Here is an 18,891-nt window from a genome sequence, read left to right as displayed (position 1 = left end):
GACCTCGAGCGGATGCGCGGACGCTCCGCAGACAGGTCCTCCACTATCGACACCGGTCTGGTCCTGCTCGCGGCGGCGCTCGCCGCGGTCCTGGTCCTTCCAATCGCCTGGCTCGCCGTCGACGCGGCCGGCCTGGGCTGGACGGCGGTCGAACTCGCCATCAACTCACGGACCACCGCGGTACTGGTTCGGAGCGTCGCGCTGGTGGCGGTCGTCACCGGCGCGAGCATCGTGCTGGGTGTGGCGCTCGCCCTGCTGACGGTGCAGGGCGACCTGCCCTTTCCGCGGTTCTGGACGGTCCTCTGTGCGCTCCCGCTGGCGGTGCCCAGTTACCTCGGTGCCTTCGCGTTCGTCTCGGCGTTCGGGCCGAACGGCGCCCTCGCCGACCTGCTGGCACCGCTCGGCGTCGAATCGCTTCCCTCGGTGTACGGCTTCACCGGCGCGGCGTTCGTGCTGACGCTGTACACCTATCCATACGTCTTCCTGACGACGCGGGCGTCGTTGCTCTCGCTCGACGGGACGCTCGTCGAGGCGGGCCAGACGCTCAACTCCGGCCGTCTGGAGGCGCTCAAGCGGGTCACGATCCCACAGATCCTCCCGGGAATCGCCGCCGGCTCCCTGCTGGTGGCCCTCTACACGCTGGCGGACTTCGGGACCCCGAACATCATGCGGGTCGAAGTGTTCACGCAGTTCATTTACGCGCAATACAACGCCTTCGCCCGGGACTACGCGGCCGTCCTCTCGCTCCAGTTGCTGGGTGTCACGGCCGTCGTCTTGGCCATCGAGTCACGCATCGGCGTCGACGAGTCCGGGGCCTACGAGAGCGGGGGCAACCGCGGCGCGGTCGACCTCGACCTGGGCGCGTGGCGCTACCCGTCGCTCCTGGTCCCGGTCGCAGTGTTCGCGCTCGCGATTGTCGTGCCAATCGGTATCTTCGGCATGTGGCTCACTCGCGGTGGCCCGGGGTACGAGGCCGGTCGGATCCCGTTCGCCTGGGAGTTCGCCTGGAACTCGGCGAACCTGGCGCTTCTGGCCGCCGTGGCCTCCGTCGTCGTGGCCCTGCCCATCGCCATCGCGTCCGCCCGCTCGGACTCCCGGCTGTCGGAGCTGGCCGACCGCGCCTCCTACGTCGGGTACGCGACGCCTGGCATCGTGCTGGCCATCGCCCTGCTCAGTTTCAGCCTGGATCTCTTGCCGACGCTCGCGGACCTGACGGGTGTCGACGTGGTCGCCCTCTTTTACAAGACCATCCCGATGCTCGTGTTCGCGTACGTCGTCCGGTTCATGCCACAGGCTATCGGGTCGATCAGGACTTCGACGCTCCAGGTCGACCGGGAACTGGTCGAGGCGGCACAGACGCTGGGCCGGTCGCGACTGAGCGCCTTCCGGTCGGTGACGCTCCCGTTGATCCTTCCGGGGGTCGCCGCCGGCGCGGCGCTGGTCTTTCTGACGACGATGAAGGAGTTGCCCGCAACGCTGTTGCTCCGACCGCTGGGCTTCAATACGCTCGTGACCTACATCTGGACCGTACAGGAAGCGGGCTTTTACGGGCAGGCGGCGGTACCGGCACTCATCCTCGTCGTCGTCTCCGGTCTCTCGATGGCCGTCATCCTCTCACAGGAAACAGGTGACTCATGATGAACGATTCAACGCAGACACAGACACGGACGGAACGGGTCGTCGCAGCGAATTTCGACGACGGGAACCGGTCACGCGAGACGGTCCTCGAACTCGACGGCGTGACGCGGACCTTCGGTGACGAGCGCGCAGTCGCCGACTTCTCGCTGTCGGTCTACGAGGGCGAACTGCTCACTTTGCTCGGCCCGTCGGGCTGTGGCAAGACGACGACGCTACGCCTGTTGGCCGGCCTCATTCGCCCCGACAGCGGCACGATCGCCGTCGACGGCGACCTCGTCGCGGGCAACGGACAGTTCGTCAACCCCGACCAGCGCGACGTGGGCCTCGTGTTCCAGGACTACGCCCTCTTTCCCCACCTCTCGGTCGGGGAGAACGTCGCCTACGGGATCGACGACTGGGACAGCGACACCCAGGATGCACGGGTCGAGGAACTGCTCGAACTGGTCGGGCTGGCCGACTACCGCGACGCGAGTCCCGACGACCTCTCGGGCGGCCAGCAACAGCGGGTCGCGCTGGCGCGCTCGCTGGCTCCGGAACCGGACGTGCTCCTGCTGGACGAGCCGTTCTCCAACCTGGACGTGTCCCTCCGCAAGCAGATGCGCGAGGAGGTCCGCCGTATCCTGAAAGAGGCCGGCGTCACTGCGCTGTCGGTCACGCACGACCAGGAGGAGGCGCTCTCGATCAGCGACCGTGTGGCGGTCATGTCCGACGGCCAGATCGAACAGGTCGGGCGGCCGGAGGTCGTCTTCCAGCAACCCGAATCGCGGTTCGTCGCGGAGTTTCTCGGCCAGGCCGGGTTCGTCTCCGGCCGTCTCGACGAGGACACCATCGAGACGGGGCTGGGAACGCTCGACACCGACATGATCCAGGGGCTGGGCCCGGAGTACGACGGCGCGGAGATCGACGTGCTGGCCAGGCCCGACGACCTGCGGGCGATCCCGACCGAGGAGACCGACGGCGACGGGCAGATCGTCGAGCGCGAGTACACCGGCCCCTCGTTCGTCTACACCGTCGAACTCGACACGGGTGACGTGGTGTACTGCGAGCACAACCACTCCGATCACCTCGATCTGGATCGCCGCGTCAGAGTCGACCTCGTCGCCGACCACCGGCTCGCCTGGTTCCCCAGCGATAGCGATGGCCTCCGGGACGACTGACCTCCGGTCACGGACGTGGCGCGTCGGCGTCGTCGCCGTCGCCGCGGTCGCCGCGGTCGCGGTCTGGCTTCTGGCCACGCGGCTGTTTCCGTACCACTCGCTGAACCACGACGAGGGGGTCTACCTCCAGCAGGCGGCGATGTTGCTCGACGGCCAGCTGTTTCTCTCCCCGCCGGTCGAAGAAGTCTTTCACCCCTGGTTTTTCGTCGAGGACGGGGGCCAACTGTACTCGAAGTACGCCCCGGTAGTGCCTGCGCTGTTCGCCGTCGGACAGCTGCTGGGTGCGGCGCGACTCGCGCTGGCCGGTATCGCCGCCGCCAACGTCGCGCTGGTCGCGCTGGTCGTCCGGGAACTGTTCGACCGCCGAACTGGGCTCGTCGCCGCGCTGTTCGTCCTCGCGTCCCCGCTGTTCCTGATCGACTCGGCGGTGTTCCTGCCGTACGCGCCCACGACGCTGCTCAACCTCACCTTCCTCTACGCGTATCTCCGGGCGGACCGGACCGGCGACCGTCGCTGGGCCGGGGCGGCCGGCGCGGCCGTGGGACTCGCCTTCTTCGCCCGACCGTACACCGCGGTGCTGTTCGCGGCTCCGGTGATCGGACACGCGCTGTGGACGCTCTATCGGGACGGCGGCGACGCGCTCCCGCGACAGGTCGTGACCGCGGTGTTCGGCCTGGCCGGGGTCGTCCTCTCGCTCGGGTACAACGCCGTGATGACCGGCTCGCCGCTGGTCTTTCCCTACCAGGAGTTCGCGCCGGAGGACGGACTCGGCTTCGGCCACCACGAGATTCTCGGCCACGAGGTCGACTACACCGTCGGCCTCGCGCTCCGGGCGAACGCACTGGTGCTGGAACAGCTGACGACGACCTGGCTCGCGGGCGGACTGCTCGGGGTCGCGGTCGCACTCGGCGGCATCGCGGTCGCCGTCAGGCGCGGGATCTCGGCCCGGCAGGGAATCCTCGTCGGCCAGATCGGTACCATCGTCGTCGGGAACGTCTACTTCTGGGGCAACTACAACGTACTCGGTGTGCTGGACCGGGCCGGCGACGGGCTGATCGCCTCTCACGGCCCGTACTACCACTTCGACCTCCTCCTGCCGTTCGGGGCCTTCGCGGCCGTGGGTGCGCTGGCACTCCTCGACGCAGTCCGGCGGGCGGCCGACGAGCGGGTCGAGCCCCGGGCGGTGCGTGTAGTGGTCGTCGCCGTGGCGCTGGTGAGCGTCGCGATGCTGGGAGGTGTGACTGCGACGAACGCCGAGCGTCCGGTGGAGATGAACGCGCTCGCGACCGAGACGTACGAGCGGGCGTACGACCCCTTCGAGGAGCGGTCCTTCGACGAGGCGCTTGTCTTCCTTCCGACGCCGTACGGTGACTGGCTGAATCACCCGTTCCAGGCGCTCCGGAACGACCCGGGATACGACGGATCGGCGGTCTACGCCATGGACGAACGCCCCTTCGCGGTCGTGGACGCCTACCCCGACCGGACGCTGTACCGCTACACCTTCCGCGGTGAGTGGGAACCGTACAGCGGCGCACCACGCGGCGCGCGGATCCAGCCCGTCGATCACGCCGCCGGCGAGACGGTCACGCTGAACGCGACCGTCGGCCTCCCGTCGACCTACCGGTCGGTCTCGGCGACCCTCACCGCCGACGAGGAGAGCTTTACCGTCGTGGCACGCAACGCGACCGATCCGACGACCGCGCGGATCCGCTTTGAGGACGGTCGCGCCCGACTCGTCGGCCCGAACTGGCCCACGCACTCGGTCCCGTACGACGAGCGCGAGGCGGTGTCGCTGACGCTGTTCGTCGACAAGGGACCCGGCGCGAGCTTCAGCTACCGGTTCGAGACGCCCGTCAGTCACGAGGGGCGTCGCGTCCGCGCGCTGACGCCGCGGATCGAACGCTGTGTCGCCATCGGCGAGTGCGGCGGGGACGCCGGCTACGTGCCCGATCTCGCACCCGACTGGGCGACGGTCCGGACCGACCTGACGGCCCGAGAGGACAACCGATAAGCCCGTGAGCGCCCAGCCTCCGGTATGGAACTGACTCGACGGGACGCCGTGGCGGCGCTGGGTGCGGTCGGCGTCGCCGGTGGCGCACTGGCCGTGTCGCAGTCGGACGGGTCCGACACCAGTGAGGGCGACGACTCGACGCCGACGCCCACGCCGACGGAGTCTGACGAGGGGGAGTCAGGTCTCTCGGACCACGACCTCGATACCGCCGTGGCAGTCGCGGAAGCCATCTATCCCTCGGCCGTCGAGAACGTCGAGGGGTTCGTGACCGACTTTCTGCGCGGGCGCGTCGCGGACGATCCCGAGCGAGCGACAGAGATCGGCGAGACGGTCTCCTACCTCGACGACTACGTGGCGACGTGGTACGACGTGGACGGGTACCTCTCGCTCCCGCCGGAAACCCGAGCCGAGGTCTTCGAGGACATGAACGCGAACACGGTCGACCCCGAACCCGAGGGCGGGGATGTCCAGCGCGTGCGTTACTACCTGATCAACGACCTGCTGTTCGCCCTCTACGCGTCTCCGACCGGCGGGGAACTGGTCGGCATCGAGAATCCGCAGGGCCACCCTGGTGGAACCGCCAGCTACCAGCGTGGACCGCGACCCCAGAAGTAGCCGCGTTCAGCGCAGTCGTTCTTCGGCCGCGACCGTGACGATCGACTTCGCGATGGCGTAGCCCCCGCTGATGGGATCGAGTTTCGTCTCGCCCGCGCGCTCGCCGTACTCGATGGGGATCTCACACACGTCGTACTCCCGCATGAGCGGCCTGATCAAAAGTTCCGCCGACAGGCCGGTGTTCTCGGTCCAGTCGATCTTCTCGATCACTTCACTCCGGTAGGCTCGCATCCCGGTCGTCGTGTCGTGAACGCGCTCGCCGAGCAGGGCACTCGCCAGCGCGGCGAAGGCGTGGTTCCCGAAGCGGTTGAACGCCGGCATCGTGTCGGCCCCGTGGTAGAGTCGGTCGCCGCTGACCACGTCGTAGCCCTCGTTGATCCGGTCGAGGAAGTCCGGCAGTCGATCCATCGGGTAGGTGTCGTCGCAGTCGGTCGTGACGACGACGGGTCTGTCCGCTGCCCGGAGCGCGGCCTCGACCGCGACGCCGTAGCCCTGGGGCTCCTGTTCGATGACCCGAGCACCGTGTTCGCGGGCGATCTCCGGGGTCCGGTCGTCGGACCCGTCGACGCAGACGACCTCGGCACGGCCGCCGGTCACGTCGTCGATGTCTTCGAGTACCGTCCCGATCGCTGCTTCCTCGTTGTACGTCCCCATCACGACACTCAAATCGTCGAACGTGAATCGCTCGCTCTCCGTACGCGCCTGCTGAAGACTCATTGTGTACCCGTCGGCACGTATGCCTCTTGAACTTTTAGGTTCACCAAAATTAGTATCAACGAACCTATCGGATTGGGCGGGTCGTGATACCCGACCGAGATGGCCCTCTGTCTCGGCAGAGTGGTCGGAGTGGACAGCGGGCCGTGCGAGTTAGGGCCGGGTACCGTCGGGACCGACTATCAATGGCTGTCGCCCGTTACCGGAGACATGCCGAAATTCGTCCTGTACGGGGGGAAGGGTGGCGTCGGCAAGACGACGTGCGCGGCCGCGAGGCGCTCGAACGCCTAGCGGACCGGATCGAGATCTGACGACCGCTCAGTCGGCTGACTCCGAGCCGACGGTGAGGACCGCGACGGGTGCCGCCCGGACGACTTTCTCCGTCACGCTCCCGAGGAACAGACGGTCCAGCCCGGTCCTGCCGTGGGTCCCCATCACGACGAGATCGATCCCGTTCGCGTCGATGTAGTCCAGGATGGCCTGGTGCGGGGCACCCTCCGCGACCTTCCCCTCGACGGTCCCCACGTCGGCGGCCTCGGCGGCGTCGATAACGTCCTGGATCGCCCGTTCACCGGCCGATTCGAGTGATTCGAGGACTTCCGGACCGGCAGTTTCGTCCATCGGCGGTTCCTCGACGACGTAGAGGGTGTGCAGGGCCGCGTCGTATCGCTTCGCGTGGTCGACGGCGTGGTCGACCGCCGTCTGTGCCGTGTCACTCCCGTCGGTCGGGACGAGGATGGAATCGTACATACCGGATCTTGGGTAGCCGGGCGTATATGCGTACTGTGCGTTCCCGCTGGACTGGAACGACTGCTCCGGTCACCCGGCGCGTGCGTCCCCCTTCTCGGCCGCCTCGCTCTCGCTCCAGTACCCGACGTACACCTGGCCAAGGAACAGCAGGGAGAACGCCGCGTTGAGGTAGATGGTGTATCCAGAAGGGGCGGTGCCGCCGGCCTCGCCCTGGGGCGGGACGAGTCCGATCCCACTCCAGAGGTAGTGGATAATCACGCCCGAGATCACCGCCGTGACGAAGATACTGCCGAACAGCACTGCGGCCATCCTCAGACCGTAATATCGTCGATACGCGTCGTCGATAGTCGGCACGATCAGGTCCGCGAAGATGAACGACATGACCCCGCCGAAGGCGATGCCGTTCGACCAGAGAATGACCGCGAACGGAACGTTGCCGACCGAACACACGAACGTGACGACGCCGATGAGGACGCCGATGACGGCGCTCGCGAGTACCCAGGTGAACGTGCCTTCGGCACCGACGCCGAACAGCGTGGTCCACCACGCGCGTGGGACGAACGCGCCGATGAGGCCAGCGATCAGGAATCCGGCGACGATGTCCGTCCAGAGCATGTTCCACTCGCCCAGCGCGTTTTTCGACGCCAGCCGCCAGCCGTCACGAGTCAACAGCCGGTCGCGCCACGTCGCTCCCGACTGGCGCTGTTGCTCACGGTAGGCGTCCCTGCATGACTCGGAACAGAAGTACTCCGTACCGCCCTCCGTCTCTAGCGCGAGAACATCGTCGCTGGTCGGATCGACTTCCATCCCACAGGCGGGGTCACGGACACCCTCGGCCGATCTGAGGTGGTCGCGGGCGGACGCGAACCAGCTGTCGGGCACGACGTACTTGAACGTGACCGCGAGGAGCGCGATGAGAACGAGCCCGGCGACGTAGTCGGCGAGTACGAACTGCCAGCCCAGCAGAATCCACATCACGAGACCGAGTTCGATCACGAGGTTCGTCGAGGCGAACTGGAACGCGGCGAGGCTGGCGACCGGCGAGGCTCCTTTCTTGAACAGTGACTTCGTGGTCGCGACCGCGCCGAACGAACACGACGACGACGCCGCACCGAAGACGGTCCCCAGGCCGAGCGCTCGCAAGCCGTCGCCGCCGAGAACCGCCGACATCGTCTCTTCACTGACGAACGTCTCGACGGCACCGGCGATAGTGAAACCGAGTACCAGCGCCCACCACGTCTCCCAGCCCATCTCGGCGGCGAGTTCCAGTCCCGCGATCAGGGTATCGACGATCATGCGTGGTCAGTTCGATAACGGTCGGTGGCGTCTCATGCCGACGCCTCGTACCCGGCCGCTTCGACGGCCTCGACGAGTGATTCCACCTCTGCGTCGCCGTCGACGGTAGCGGTCGCAGTCTCGCGGTCGACGCTGACCGCCGTCACACCATCGACGCCTTCGAGCGCTTCGGAAACGGTCCGTTCGCAATGCTCACAGCTCATCCCTTCGACCGTGATCGTTTGGGACATGCGGTCGAGTATGGGAGCATAGCTTTTCTCGATTATCACTTCGATATCGAGAGCGATTCCGGATGAGACATTGGAAAGTCGGGAGCACTTCTCCGAGATGTTTCGATCCCGAACCATACTGGCGCAGCCACGACGAGGGGGATCGAGAACGTATCGACGGCGGTAGTATATACTCGATGCGACAAGAACGGTCTCGTATCGTGGTCTCAGTTCGCATACGGTCTCTCTATCGACGGGTATTTATGTACCACCCTCATCGAATGGAATGCACACGACGGATGGCGGCGAGCGGGGGTCGCCCGCTACGCCATCCACACCCTAGACGAGTTTCCTCGTCGATGATGGCGATGTGAGCGAGATTCCACACAGTGGCGTCTCGCTCCCCACGTTGGTTAGTGGGGCTCGCGAAAGTATGAGGATTCCACCCCTGCGGCCTCGCCGTACAGATGGTATCTGATGTGAGCCTTGACAGTTCGGTGATACACTATCGAATATCTCGATACCTTGTCACCGAATGACGGACACATAGCGTGTCTCCGCCAGCCCCCCATGATTGGGGAATGCATTCCGGTTGATCCTGCCGGAGGCCATTGCTATCGGAGTCCGATTTAGCCATGCTAGTCGCACGAGTTCAGACTCGTGGCAGATAGCTCAGTAACACGTGGCCAAACTGCCCTACAGATCGCGATAACCTCGGGAAACTGAGGCCAATAGCGAATACGGCTCTCACGTTGGAGTTGCAGAGAGCTGGAAACGCTTCGGTGCTGTAGGATGTGGCTGCGGCCGATTAGGTAGACGGTGGGGTAATGGCCCACCGTGCCGATAATCGGTACGGGTCGTGAGAGCGAGAGCCCGGAGACGGAATCTGAGACAAGATTCCGGGCCCTACGGGGCGCAGCAGGCGCGAAACCTTTACACTGCACGACAGTGCGATAAGGGGACTCCGAGTGCGAGGGCATACAGTCCTCGCTTTTGTACACCGTAAGGTGGTGTACGAACAAGAACTGGGCAAGACCGGTGCCAGCCGCCGCGGTAATACCGGCAGTTCGAGTGATGGCCGCTCTTATTGGGCCTAAAGCGTTCGTAGCCGGCCACGCAAGTTCGTCGGGAAATCTGCCCGCTTAACGGGCAGGCGTCCGGCGAAAACTGCGTGGCTTGGGACCGGGAGACTCGAGAAGTACGTTCGGGGTAGGAGTGAAATCCCATAATCCTGAACGGACTACCGATGGCGAAAGCATCTCGAGAGCACGGATCCGACGGTGAGGAACGAAAGCTGGGGTCTCGAACCGGATTAGATACCCGGGTAGTCCCAGCTGTTAACGATGCCCGCTAGGTATGGCACAGGCCACGAGCCTGTGCTGTGCCGAAGTGAAGACGCAAGCGGGCCGCCTGGGAAGTACGTCTGCAAGGATGAAACTTAAAGGAATTGGCGGGGGAGCACTACAACCGGAGGAGCCTGCGGTTTAATTGGACTCAACGCCGGACATCTCACCAGCACCGACAGTGTGCAGTGAAGATCAGGTTGATGACCTTATTGGAGCCACTGAGAGGAGGTGCATGGCCGCCGTCAGCTCGTACCGTGAGGCATCCTGTTAAGTCAGGCAACGAGCGAGACCCGTGTTCCTAATTGCCAGCAGCAACCACGTGTTGGCTGGGTACATTAGGAAGACCGCCACGGCTAACGTGGAGGAAGGAACGGGCAACGGTAGGTCAGCATGCCCCGAATGTGCTGGGCAACACGCGGGCTACAATGGCCGAGACAAAGGGTTGCTACCCCGAGAGGGGACGCTAATCTCCGAAACTCGGTCGTAGTTCGGATTGCGGGCTGAAACCCGCCCGCATGAAGCTGGATTCGGTAGTAGTCGCGTGTCATTAGCGCGCGGCGAATACGTCCCTGCTCCTTGCACACACCGCCCGTCAAAGCACCCGAGTGAGGTCCGGATGAGGCCACCATGCGGTGGTCGAATCTGGGCTTCGCAAGGGGGCTTAAGTCGTAACAAGGTAGGCCTAGGGGAATCTGGGCCTGGATCACCTCCTACAGACCGGGACTGGGGTCACACCCAGCCCACTCGTCCTGTCTTCGGACAGGAATGGTGACAGCCAGCCGCTTCGGCTGGCCACTGAACTGTCAAGGTTCACACCCTCTCACGAGGGCAGACCGATAGCTCAGTGGTAGAGCACCGCATTGCGGATGCCCCGGTTCGATTCCGGGTCGGTCACTACCGCGGACGGCGATCCCGTTCGCGCAACCGATGCACCATCCCGCGAAAGCGTGGTTGGGAAGGGTACGATGTCGCACGCAGAACCGCCGCGTGTGAACGATGACGACCGTGTGTACGTGCAATCCAGACGTCAACTGGACCCGTTTCATCGTGGAACGTGTGTCCGACATCAATTGGCTACTATGCCTCTTGGTGGATGGCTCGGCTCGAGCGCCGACGAAGGACGTGCCAAGCTGCGATAAGCCTGAGGGAGCCGCACGGAGGCGAAGAACTCAGGATCTCCGAATGGGAATCCCCACCGCAATTGCTTCGCGCAATGGGGAACGCCGGGAATTGAAACATCTCAGTACCGGCAGGAAGAGAAAACGAATGTGATGTCGTCAGTAACCGCGAGTGAACGCGACGGAGCCCAAACCGAAGCGCTTACGCGCAATGTGGTGTTTGGACTGACTCTCACCGTCCGACAGTCTTCACGAAGTCTCCTGGAACGGAGCGTGACACAGGGTGACAACCCCGTAGTGAAGACCGGTACGACGTGCGTCAGCTCCAGAGTATCGGGGGTTGGAAATCCCTCGTGAACACGGCAGGCATCTACTGCTAAGGCTAAATACGACTCGAGACCGACAGTGAACAAGTAGCGTGAGCGAACGCTGAAAAGCACCCTCAGAAGGGAGGTGCAATAGGGCCTGAAATCAAGTGGCGATGGAGCGACGGGGCATACAAGGCCTCTCCAGAAACGATCGAAGGGCGACCTTCCAGTAGGACTGGCGAGGAGCCGATGTTCCGTCGTACGTTTTGAAAAACGAACCAGGGAGTGTGTCTACGAGGCGAGTCTAACACGATCATCGTGGAAGGCGCAGGGAAACCGACATGGCCGCAGTGCTCTGCACGAGGGCCGCCGTGTTCAAGCGCGGGGAGTCTCGTGGACACGACCCGAAACCGAGTGATCTACGCGTGGGCAAGGTGAAGCGTGCCGAAAGGCACGTGGAAGCCTGTTAGGGATGGTGTCCTACAATACCCTCCCGTGACCTACGTGTAGGGGTGAAAGGCCCATCGAACTCGGCAACAGCTGGTTCCGACCGAAACATGTCGAAGCATGACCTCCGCCGAGGTAGTCCGTGAGGTAGAGCTACTGATTGCCGTGTCCGCCCTCGAGAGAGGTCGGCGCGGCTGTCAAACTCCAAACTTACGGACGCTGTCGACGCGGGGAGTCCGGTATGCGGGGTAAGCCTGTGTACCGTGAGGGAGACAACCCAGAGCTGGGTTAAGGTCCCAAAGTGTGGATTAAGTGCGATCGAAGGTGGTCTCAAGCCCTAAACAGCCGGGAGGTGAGCTTAGAAGCAGCTACCCTCTAAGAAAAGCGTAACAGCTTACCGGCCGAGGTTTGAGGCGCCCAAAATGATCGGGGCTCAAATCCACCACCGAGACCTGGCCGCAGGAGTCACATCCTGACCGCGTAGGTCGGCGATCCGATTGGGTGGAAGCACGGGCGAGAGCTCGCGTGGACCGATTGGGTACGAAAATCCTGGTCAAAGTAGCAGCGATAGTCGGGTAAGAATCCCGACGGCCTTACGAGCAAGGGTTCCTCGGCACTGTTCGTCAACCGAGGGTTAGTCGGTCCTAAGTCACACCGTAACTCGAATGTGACAAAAGGGAAGCTGGTTAATATTCCAGCACCATCACACAGTGAAAGTCGACGCTTTGGGGCAATCCGGTCCGGGCCTTCGCCCGGACGAATCATCGAACCTCGTGGAAGCCGTAATGGCACGAAGCGAGCGAAGGGTGAGATAGCGCAAGCCGGACGTACCCAGAGCCCGTGAAAAGACGAGTGTGATGTCCGTACCGAGATCCGACACAGGTGCTCGTGGCGGCGAAAGCCAAGGCCTGTCGGGGACAATCGACGTTAGGGAATTCGGCAATCTAGTCCCGTACCTTCGGAAGAAGGGATGCCTGCCTCGGAAAGAGGCAGGTCGCAGTGACTCGGGGCCTCGGACTGTCTAGTAACAACATAGGTGACCGCAAATCCGCAAGGACTCGTACGGTCACTGAATCCTGCCCAGTGCGGGTATCTGAACACCTAGTACAATAGGACGAAGGACCCGTCAACGGCGGGGGTAACTATGACCCTCTTAAGGTAGCGTAGTACCTTGCCGCTTCAGTAGCGGCTTGCATGAATGGATCAACCAGGGGCCCGCTGTCCCAACGTCGAGCCCGGTGAACTGTACGTTCCAGTGCGGAGTCTGGAGACCCCCAAGGGGAAGCGAAGACCCTATAGAGCTTTACTGCAGGCTGTTGCTGGGACATGGTCGCTGATGTGCAGGGTAGGTAGGAGACGCCACACAGGTGCGTGCGCCAGCACGTCGCCGAGTCACACATGAAACACTACCCGTCAGTGACTGTGACCCTCACTCCGGGAGGAGGACACCAATAGCCGGGCAGTTTGACTGGGGCGGTACGCGCTTGAAAGAATATCGAGCGCGCCCCAAGGCCATCTCAGCCGTGTCGGAGACGCGGCGAAGAGCGCAAGAGCAAAAGATGGCTTGACAGTGTCCTGCCTAACGAAGGACGCTGACGCGAAAGCGTGGTCTAGCGAACCTATGTGCCCGCTTGATGCGGGCCATAGATGACAGAAAAGCTACCTTAGGGATAACAGAGTCGTCACGCGCAAGAGCACATATCGACCGCGTGGCTTGCTACCTCGATGTCGGTTCCCTCCATCCTGCCCGTGCAGCAGCGGGCAAGGGTGAGGTTGTTCGCCTATTAAAGGAGGTCGTGAGCTGGGTTTAGACCGTCGTGAGACAGGTCGGCTGCTATCTATTGGGGGTGTCATGGTACCTGACGGGAACGTCCGTATAGTACGAGAGGAACTACGGATGGTCGCCACTGGTGTACCGGTTGTCCGAGAGGGCACGTGCCGGGCAGCCACGCGACACGGGGTAAGAGCTGAACGCATCTAAGCTCGAAACCCACCTGGAAAAGAGGTACCGCCGAGATCACTCGTAGAAGACGAGGTCAATAGACTCGGGGTGTACGCACCGAGGTGACGAGGTGTTTAGCCCGCGAGCACTAACTGATCGAAGCCACCAATCATACCGCATTGGACACACAGACCCGACGAATCGGGTCCAGGCGTTAACTGGATTGCACGTACACATGGTCGTCCGCATCGTACTACCGACGACTGGCGTTCCGAACTGCTCGGCAGTTCGAGACGCGGTTCGATTCCGCGAGTCGGCGTTAAGGCGGCCACAGCGGCGGGGTTACACCCGTACCCATCCCGAACACGGAAGTTAAGCCCGCCAGCGTTCCGGGGCCTACTTGAGTGCGCGAGCCTCTGGGAGACCCGGTTCGCCGCCTCCACTCATTTCGACCCGCACCAGCAGCGCGCTGGTGCGGGTCTTTCTATTTCGAACCACCCAGCGACGGCTGGCGTTCGCCTAGCCGGACTCGGTAGCGTTCCCGCTCACCGGAGTGGCCGGGTATCGCTGATCGGAAGACAGAGCGACGGTGTCCAGTGGAGTAGGGCACCGACAGTACCGGCTCGCGGACGGTCGTCGAACTGGGGACTGACGAGATCGCAGCGGGGCCGATGCGTTCGGTCGGTCAGGTCATCGACACCGACTCGTAGTCCATCTCGGCGGCGACCTCGGGGTGGACCGCCGCGAGGAGGTATCGGGTGGTATCGGTGAAGTACTCAATGAGGCGTTCCGTCCGAGAGGCGTCGAACGCGCCGAGTGAATCGACCAGCAGGAAGGGGGAGACCTCGTCGACGTCGTAGACGAGGAACCCGGCCAGACCGAGGACGAGTCCGATGACCGCCCGTTCGCTCTCGGCGAGGTGTTCGATGGAATCCTCCCGGACGACGCCGTCGACCTCACGCGCGATGACGATGTCGAAATTACCGGTGAGGCGAACGCGCTCGATGCGCTCGAAATCGAGTGCGTCGAGCAGGTCGTCCATCGTCTCGTTGAACACGTCTCGCAGCTCCTGTTCCTGGTTCTCGATTCGGTCGGTCAGCGACCGGATATCCGCGCTCAGCCGTTCGATTTCCGCACGCTTTCGCTCGCGCTCGTCGCGTTTCGACTCCAGATCCTCGATGGTTTCTTCCAGACGCTCGGCGTCCCGGCGGAGCGTCTGGAGTTCGAGACGAGTCTCCTCGATTTCGGTCGCCAGGTCCGACCGGGATTCGGCGCGCTCGCTCTCGTGGGAGTCGATCTCGTCGGTGACTTCGTCGAGTTCGGACTCGATACGGTCCAGCTCCGTCCGCTTCTGTTCGAGGGAATCGCGACGCTGCTGGAGCTGCTGGTCGATGTCTGTCAGGTCTCCCTCCAGTTCTTGAACGCGCCGGCGCGCGTCCGTGGCCGCCTCGATATCGTTCTCTATTTCGGACAGCTCCGGTTCCCGTTCGCGCTTGCGTTGTTTGTCCTGTTTGAGGACCTCCTGGAGCTCTTCGACGGTGTCCTCGAAATCACTTCGGGGCGCAGGGTTGCCGCAGGCCCAACAGGAGAGCTCGTCGTCCACGAGTCCGGGTTCGTAGCCGAGGCTCCCGGCGTACTCCGAGTCGAGTAGTTCCCTGTTCGCCGACAGCACCGACTGGAGGATGTCGATCCGTTCGGTGATCTCGGAGAGTTCCTCACGAACGGACTCACGCTTCTGTTTGAGACGCTCGATGTCGTGGGAGTCGGCGTGTTCACGGGCCGCTTCGAGTTCGGATTCGGTCGTCGACCGACGTTCGGTCAATCGGTCGATGGTCTCCTCCAGTTCTTCGATCTGGTTGCGATAGTTCTCCCGTTCGGCCCGCAGGTCGGTTCGTCGCTCCCGGAGTTCCTCGAGTCGTTCGTCGTCGGTTTCGGTGTCGTTTTGCTCGGCGTAGAGGGCGTCGAGTTCCGAGTCGAGTGCCTCGATCCGCTCCCGTGTCTCGGCGAGTTCGTCTGTCCGATCTGCCAGTCGCTCGTCGATATCGTCCAGGCGTTCGACGTCGCTACGCAGGTCGCGCTTCCGTGACATCTTCTCGGACCGCTCGGATTCGAGTGCCTCGATGTCGATCGGCTCTTTCAACAGCGACTCGACGTCTTCACCCTTCTCGACCGCGCTCCGGAGCGAATTCGTGCCGAGGAGGCATGCGAACTGGGTGACGAGCTCGGTGTCGTCCGGGTCGCTCAGCCAGCCGTCGCCGCTGATCTCGTATCCGGCCCCGTTTCGTCGGGCCTGACGCTGTATCTCGTTGCCGTCGAGTCTGAGCCGAACGCTCGCCAGGTCGGCCCCGCTGCGAACGGGAATCTCGTCGGCACCGAGTGCGAACTGGATACTTCGCAGGAGCGATGTCTTGTTCGAGGCGTTGCGGCCGACGACGAGCGTCGTTCCCGGCTCGAAGCTGAACGAGGCGTCCGATATCCCACCGATGTTCTGGACGTCGAGTTCGATCTCACTCATTGTCTACCTGTGTGGGTTCGACGGCGGTCGGTCCCCAGAGAGGCGACAGGAGGCAACCGGTGTTCGACGAAACCCGTTCCATCTGTTGGTTGCAGTTGCACAGCGGCGAGCAAATATTCGTCGGTTCGCTCCCTCCGAAACCGCTACCGCGCGGCTCCGGGCTTCGAGCCACACGAGTCACTCCCGCTGCCCGGCCGAGAGATAATCGTCGACGTTGGTGTCGCGGCTCGTCTCGATCGACTGCTCCACGTCTGCGACGACGTCGAGTTCTCGAACCTGGCTGACGAGTTCGTCGACCCGGGAGTTCGTGGCGGCCGTCGCGACGGCGTAGATGTCGTACGTGCCGACGCCGCGGGTCACCAGCCAGAACGGCATCTCGGAGATCCGATCCAGGGCCGTCGACTTGGCCTCGGCGTCGTCGGTCACTGTGATCGCCAGACGGACGATCTCCCACTCGTGTTCTTCCGGTTCGAGGAGAAAGAAGATCGAAGTCCGGTCGAGCAGCTTCGACACGCGGTGTCGGACGCCTTCACTTGACATCTCGTGTCCCTCGCGGGCCAGTCGCTCTGCGATGTCCGAGTACGGTGTTCGCGGACCGTTCGCGAGAGCTTTGAGGATGATCCGGTCTACCTCGTCGGCGTCGGGTTCGAGAGACATACCCTGACAGGTGCCATCTACCCCCATCGTCTTTTCGGTAAACCCTGTGACGGTGGTCGACTCACCGATCACCGCCGGGTCCGACGAAATAACAATTCTAAAGGATAGTAATTTATATGTCTATTTCGGATAAGTATGTACCAGTCGTCCCGCTGTCAGTTATATCGAATATTGGATACCGAGGTCTTTAGAGCCTTAGTTTGAGCGGTTTCGAAAATACAGTACCGATACCCGCCCGTGGTGACGAGCGACTAAATCCGAGCCCCCTATATTCGGTATCTGCGGCTCAAAACTGCGTATGGCCGGATTTGATACGAGTTCCGAGATCCGACGGCGGATCGTCACCGGTCCACGATATAATTATAACTTTTCTGGGTACTATGTGAAAGTAATCAGTTTTGTATATTTCGTATCCGGAGTTGGAGTGTCGTGTGTTTCCGCCCCCACAACAATAATAATCGGATGTGGCAATATCGAAGCAATGGTTGTTTCGACGATGACGAAGGCGATCGAAGCCGTCGACGGCGGCGATGTCGTGTACGTAGGCGGGTTCGGATTCGCCCAACCGTTCTCCGCAGTTCACGAACTGATCCGACAGGGCGTCTCGAATTTACACGTGATCCGGTCGTCCGGTGGTGTCTTGCTCGACCAGCTGGTCGGTGCTGGCTGTGTCTCGGAGACGACGATCGCCCACTGCTGGAACGCGGTCGGACCGACGCCGACGAGCGCGTTCCGGCGGGCGGCCGAGGACGGCGTCCCGCGGCCCATCACAGTCGAAGAACACGGCCTCGGAAACCTCGTCTTGCGGCTGTTCGCTGGCGCACGGCGTCTGCCGTTCGTCCCGGCTGGTCCCGTCGAGTCGACGGGGCAGTTCGAGAATCAGTCCTTCTCGGGGAAGTTCAGCGAAGTTACCTTCGACGGCGATAGCCACTACGTGATGGAGCCGCTGAATCCGGACGTCAGTATCGTCCACGTTCCCCGTGCCGACGAGCGGGGGAACGCCCAGTTGACCGGCGCCCGCGCCGAGATAAAACACGGCGCGATGGCCGCCGACACGCTTCTGGTCACGACCGAGGAGATAGTCCCCTCGGATCAGATCCAGGACACACCGGACGAGACGGTCGTTCCCGGGTTCATGGTCGATCACGTCGTCGAATCGCCCGGCGGTGCCCATCCCTCGGGCGTCCTCGGGTGTTACGGGCGGGACATCGACTACCTGGAACACTACGGCGAGGTGACGGGCTCGCTCGACGAATTCGAGGCGTACCTCGACGAGTGGGTCTACGGCGTCAGCGACCGGGCGGAGTACCTCGAAGCAGTTCGAGCCAGCGGGTTCGCGGAGGTGTCCCCGTGAGCGACCCCGAGCCGACACAGCGCGAACAGTTGCTCTACACGGCAGCCCAGGAGTTCCGTGACGAGAGCACCGTATTCACCGGGTTTCACTGGCCCGTCGTCGCCGCCAGAGTGGCGAGAAAACTCCACGCCCCGAACCTCACCTCCGTCTTCGAGGCCGGCATCGTCTACAGGGGCACCTCCGAGACGCTGCCGACGAGTACGACCGAAATAAATGCCTTCGACGGAAACGCCGACATGTACGGCAACTCGCTGGACACGTTGCACACGTTCCTCAAATCGGGCCACCTCGACCGCGCGGCCATCGACGTGTCGAACGTCGACCGCTTCGGTAACGTCAACACCACGGTCATCGGGGAGTACGACGACCCCGCAGTCCGCCTGCCCGGCCCGGGCGGTGCCAACGATATCGCAACGCACGCCGAGGATCTGACGCTCATCTGTGGCTCGGCCGACCCGGAGCGCTACCAGGACCGGGTGTCCTACGTGTCGAGTCCCGGCCACATCGACGGGGACGGCTCCCGCGAAGAAGCCGGCTTCGAGCCGGGGACCGGCCCCTCGAAGCTTCTCACCCCGCTCGGAACCTTCCGCTTCGACGAGACGGGGCGCACACGACTCGACCGGCTCGTTCCCGGGGCTACCGTGGCGGACGCCCGGGAGATGACGGGCTGGCCCATCGAGGACGGGGACTACGGGACCCTACCCGCCCCCGACGCGGACGAACTGGCTGTCGTCCGCGAGGTCCTCGAAGAAGCGGCGGACCGCAATTACGCGGCGATTCGTCCCTGAGCGGCCGACGCTGCTCGCCGCGCAGT

General features: G+C 63.4%; 12 protein-coding genes, 1 tRNA gene and 3 rRNA genes. 10 read left to right on the top strand and 6 right to left on the bottom strand.

Annotated elements, in window-relative coordinates:
• Nucleotides 1–12: 12 nt before the first annotated feature.
• From ACOZ4N_RS05385 to ACOZ4N_RS05370, 4 genes are read left to right on the top strand one after another with little or no spacing between them, the layout of a single operon-like run.
• Nucleotides 13–1,638: an ABC transporter permease gene (locus ACOZ4N_RS05385; protein WP_424019935.1), complete on the top strand. Its 1,626-nt coding sequence runs from the start codon at nt 13–15 to the stop codon at nt 1,636–1,638.
• Nucleotides 1,638–2,795, top strand: coding sequence for an ABC transporter ATP-binding protein (locus ACOZ4N_RS05380; RefSeq protein WP_424018902.1), 1,158 nt, complete (start codon nt 1,638–1,640; stop codon nt 2,793–2,795). The genes ACOZ4N_RS05385 and ACOZ4N_RS05380 overlap by 1 nt, the downstream gene beginning before the upstream one ends.
• The gene (locus tag ACOZ4N_RS05375; protein ID WP_424018901.1) at nt 2,776–4,806 is read left to right on the top strand and encodes a glycosyltransferase family 39 protein; all 2,031 of its coding nucleotides are present in this window, start codon (nt 2,776–2,778) and stop codon (nt 4,804–4,806) included. Before ACOZ4N_RS05380 ends, ACOZ4N_RS05375 begins: the two co-directional genes overlap by 20 nt.
• Nucleotides 4,807–4,830: 24 nt before the next feature.
• On the top strand, nt 4,831–5,421 hold the full coding sequence (locus ACOZ4N_RS05370) for a gluconate 2-dehydrogenase subunit 3 family protein (RefSeq protein ID WP_424018900.1): 591 nt from the start codon (nt 4,831–4,833) through the stop codon (nt 5,419–5,421).
• Between the two features lie 6 nt (nt 5,422–5,427).
• Here the strand turns inward: ACOZ4N_RS05370 and ACOZ4N_RS05365 are convergent, their stop codons facing one another.
• The 4 genes from ACOZ4N_RS05365 to ACOZ4N_RS05350 form a co-directional block, all read right to left on the bottom strand.
• Nucleotides 5,428–6,138: a dolichyl-phosphate hexose transferase gene (locus ACOZ4N_RS05365; protein WP_424018899.1), complete on the bottom strand. Its 711-nt coding sequence runs from the start codon at nt 6,136–6,138 to the stop codon at nt 5,428–5,430.
• Nucleotides 6,139–6,453: 315 nt separating this feature from the next.
• Nucleotides 6,454–6,885: a universal stress protein gene (locus ACOZ4N_RS05360; RefSeq protein WP_424018898.1), complete on the bottom strand. Its 432-nt coding sequence runs from the start codon at nt 6,883–6,885 to the stop codon at nt 6,454–6,456.
• A 69-nt stretch (nt 6,886–6,954) separates the two neighbouring features.
• Complete coding sequence (locus ACOZ4N_RS05355; protein ID WP_424018897.1) at nt 6,955–8,181, bottom strand: permease; 1,227 nt, start codon at nt 8,179–8,181, stop codon at nt 6,955–6,957.
• Nucleotides 8,182–8,213: 32 nt separating this feature from the next.
• The gene (locus ACOZ4N_RS05350; RefSeq protein ID WP_424019934.1) at nt 8,214–8,411 is read right to left on the bottom strand and encodes a heavy-metal-associated domain-containing protein; all 198 of its coding nucleotides are present in this window, start codon (nt 8,409–8,411) and stop codon (nt 8,214–8,216) included.
• Nucleotides 8,412–8,975: 564 nt separating this feature from the next.
• Here ACOZ4N_RS05350 and ACOZ4N_RS05345 point away from each other — a divergent pair.
• The 4 genes from ACOZ4N_RS05345 to rrf all read left to right on the top strand — a co-directional run bounded on the left by ACOZ4N_RS05345 (nt 8,976) and on the right by rrf (nt 13,993).
• Nucleotides 8,976–10,448 (top strand): 16S ribosomal RNA (locus ACOZ4N_RS05345).
• 118 nt (nt 10,449–10,566) lie between these two features.
• A tRNA-OTHER gene (locus tag ACOZ4N_RS05340) sits at nt 10,567–10,631 on the top strand.
• Nucleotides 10,632–10,801: 170 nt separating this feature from the next.
• A 23S ribosomal RNA gene (locus ACOZ4N_RS05335) occupies nt 10,802–13,722 on the top strand.
• A 149-nt stretch (nt 13,723–13,871) separates the two neighbouring features.
• Nucleotides 13,872–13,993, top strand: a 5S ribosomal RNA gene (gene rrf, locus ACOZ4N_RS05330).
• The 16S, 23S and 5S rRNA genes sit together here with 1 tRNA gene alongside, the layout of an rRNA operon.
• Nucleotides 13,994–14,236: 243 nt before the next feature.
• Here the strand turns inward: rrf and ACOZ4N_RS05325 are convergent.
• Nucleotides 14,237–16,066 (bottom strand): archaea-specific SMC-related protein, encoded by a 1,830-nt coding sequence (locus tag ACOZ4N_RS05325; RefSeq protein WP_424018896.1) that lies wholly within the window; start codon nt 16,064–16,066, stop codon nt 14,237–14,239.
• Nucleotides 16,067–16,243: 177 nt separating this feature from the next.
• Nucleotides 16,244–16,723, bottom strand: a complete 480-nt coding sequence (locus ACOZ4N_RS05320) for an Lrp/AsnC family transcriptional regulator (RefSeq protein WP_424018895.1) — start codon at nt 16,721–16,723, stop codon at nt 16,244–16,246.
• Between the two features lie 481 nt (nt 16,724–17,204).
• Between ACOZ4N_RS05320 and ACOZ4N_RS05315 the strand changes: the two genes are divergently transcribed.
• Together ACOZ4N_RS05315 and ACOZ4N_RS05310 are read left to right on the top strand one after the other, a co-directional pair.
• Nucleotides 17,205–18,077 carry a CoA transferase subunit A gene (locus tag ACOZ4N_RS05315; protein WP_424018894.1) on the top strand — a complete coding sequence of 291 codons (873 nt, stop codon included), beginning with the start codon at nt 17,205–17,207 and terminating at the stop codon, nt 18,075–18,077.
• The gene (locus tag ACOZ4N_RS05310) at nt 18,074–18,865 is read left to right on the top strand and encodes a CoA-transferase (protein WP_424018893.1); all 792 of its coding nucleotides are present in this window, start codon (nt 18,074–18,076) and stop codon (nt 18,863–18,865) included. Before ACOZ4N_RS05315 ends, ACOZ4N_RS05310 begins: the two co-directional genes overlap by 4 nt.
• The last annotated feature ends 26 nt before the right edge of the window (nt 18,866–18,891 follow it).

The organism is Halorientalis pallida, from assembly GCF_049605515.1.
GTDB classification, from domain to species: Archaea; Halobacteriota; Halobacteria; order Halobacteriales; family Haloarculaceae; genus Halorientalis; species Halorientalis pallida_A.
The sequence above is the reverse complement of the archived record's forward strand: the minus strand, read 5'-3'. Positions and strand labels throughout refer to the sequence as shown.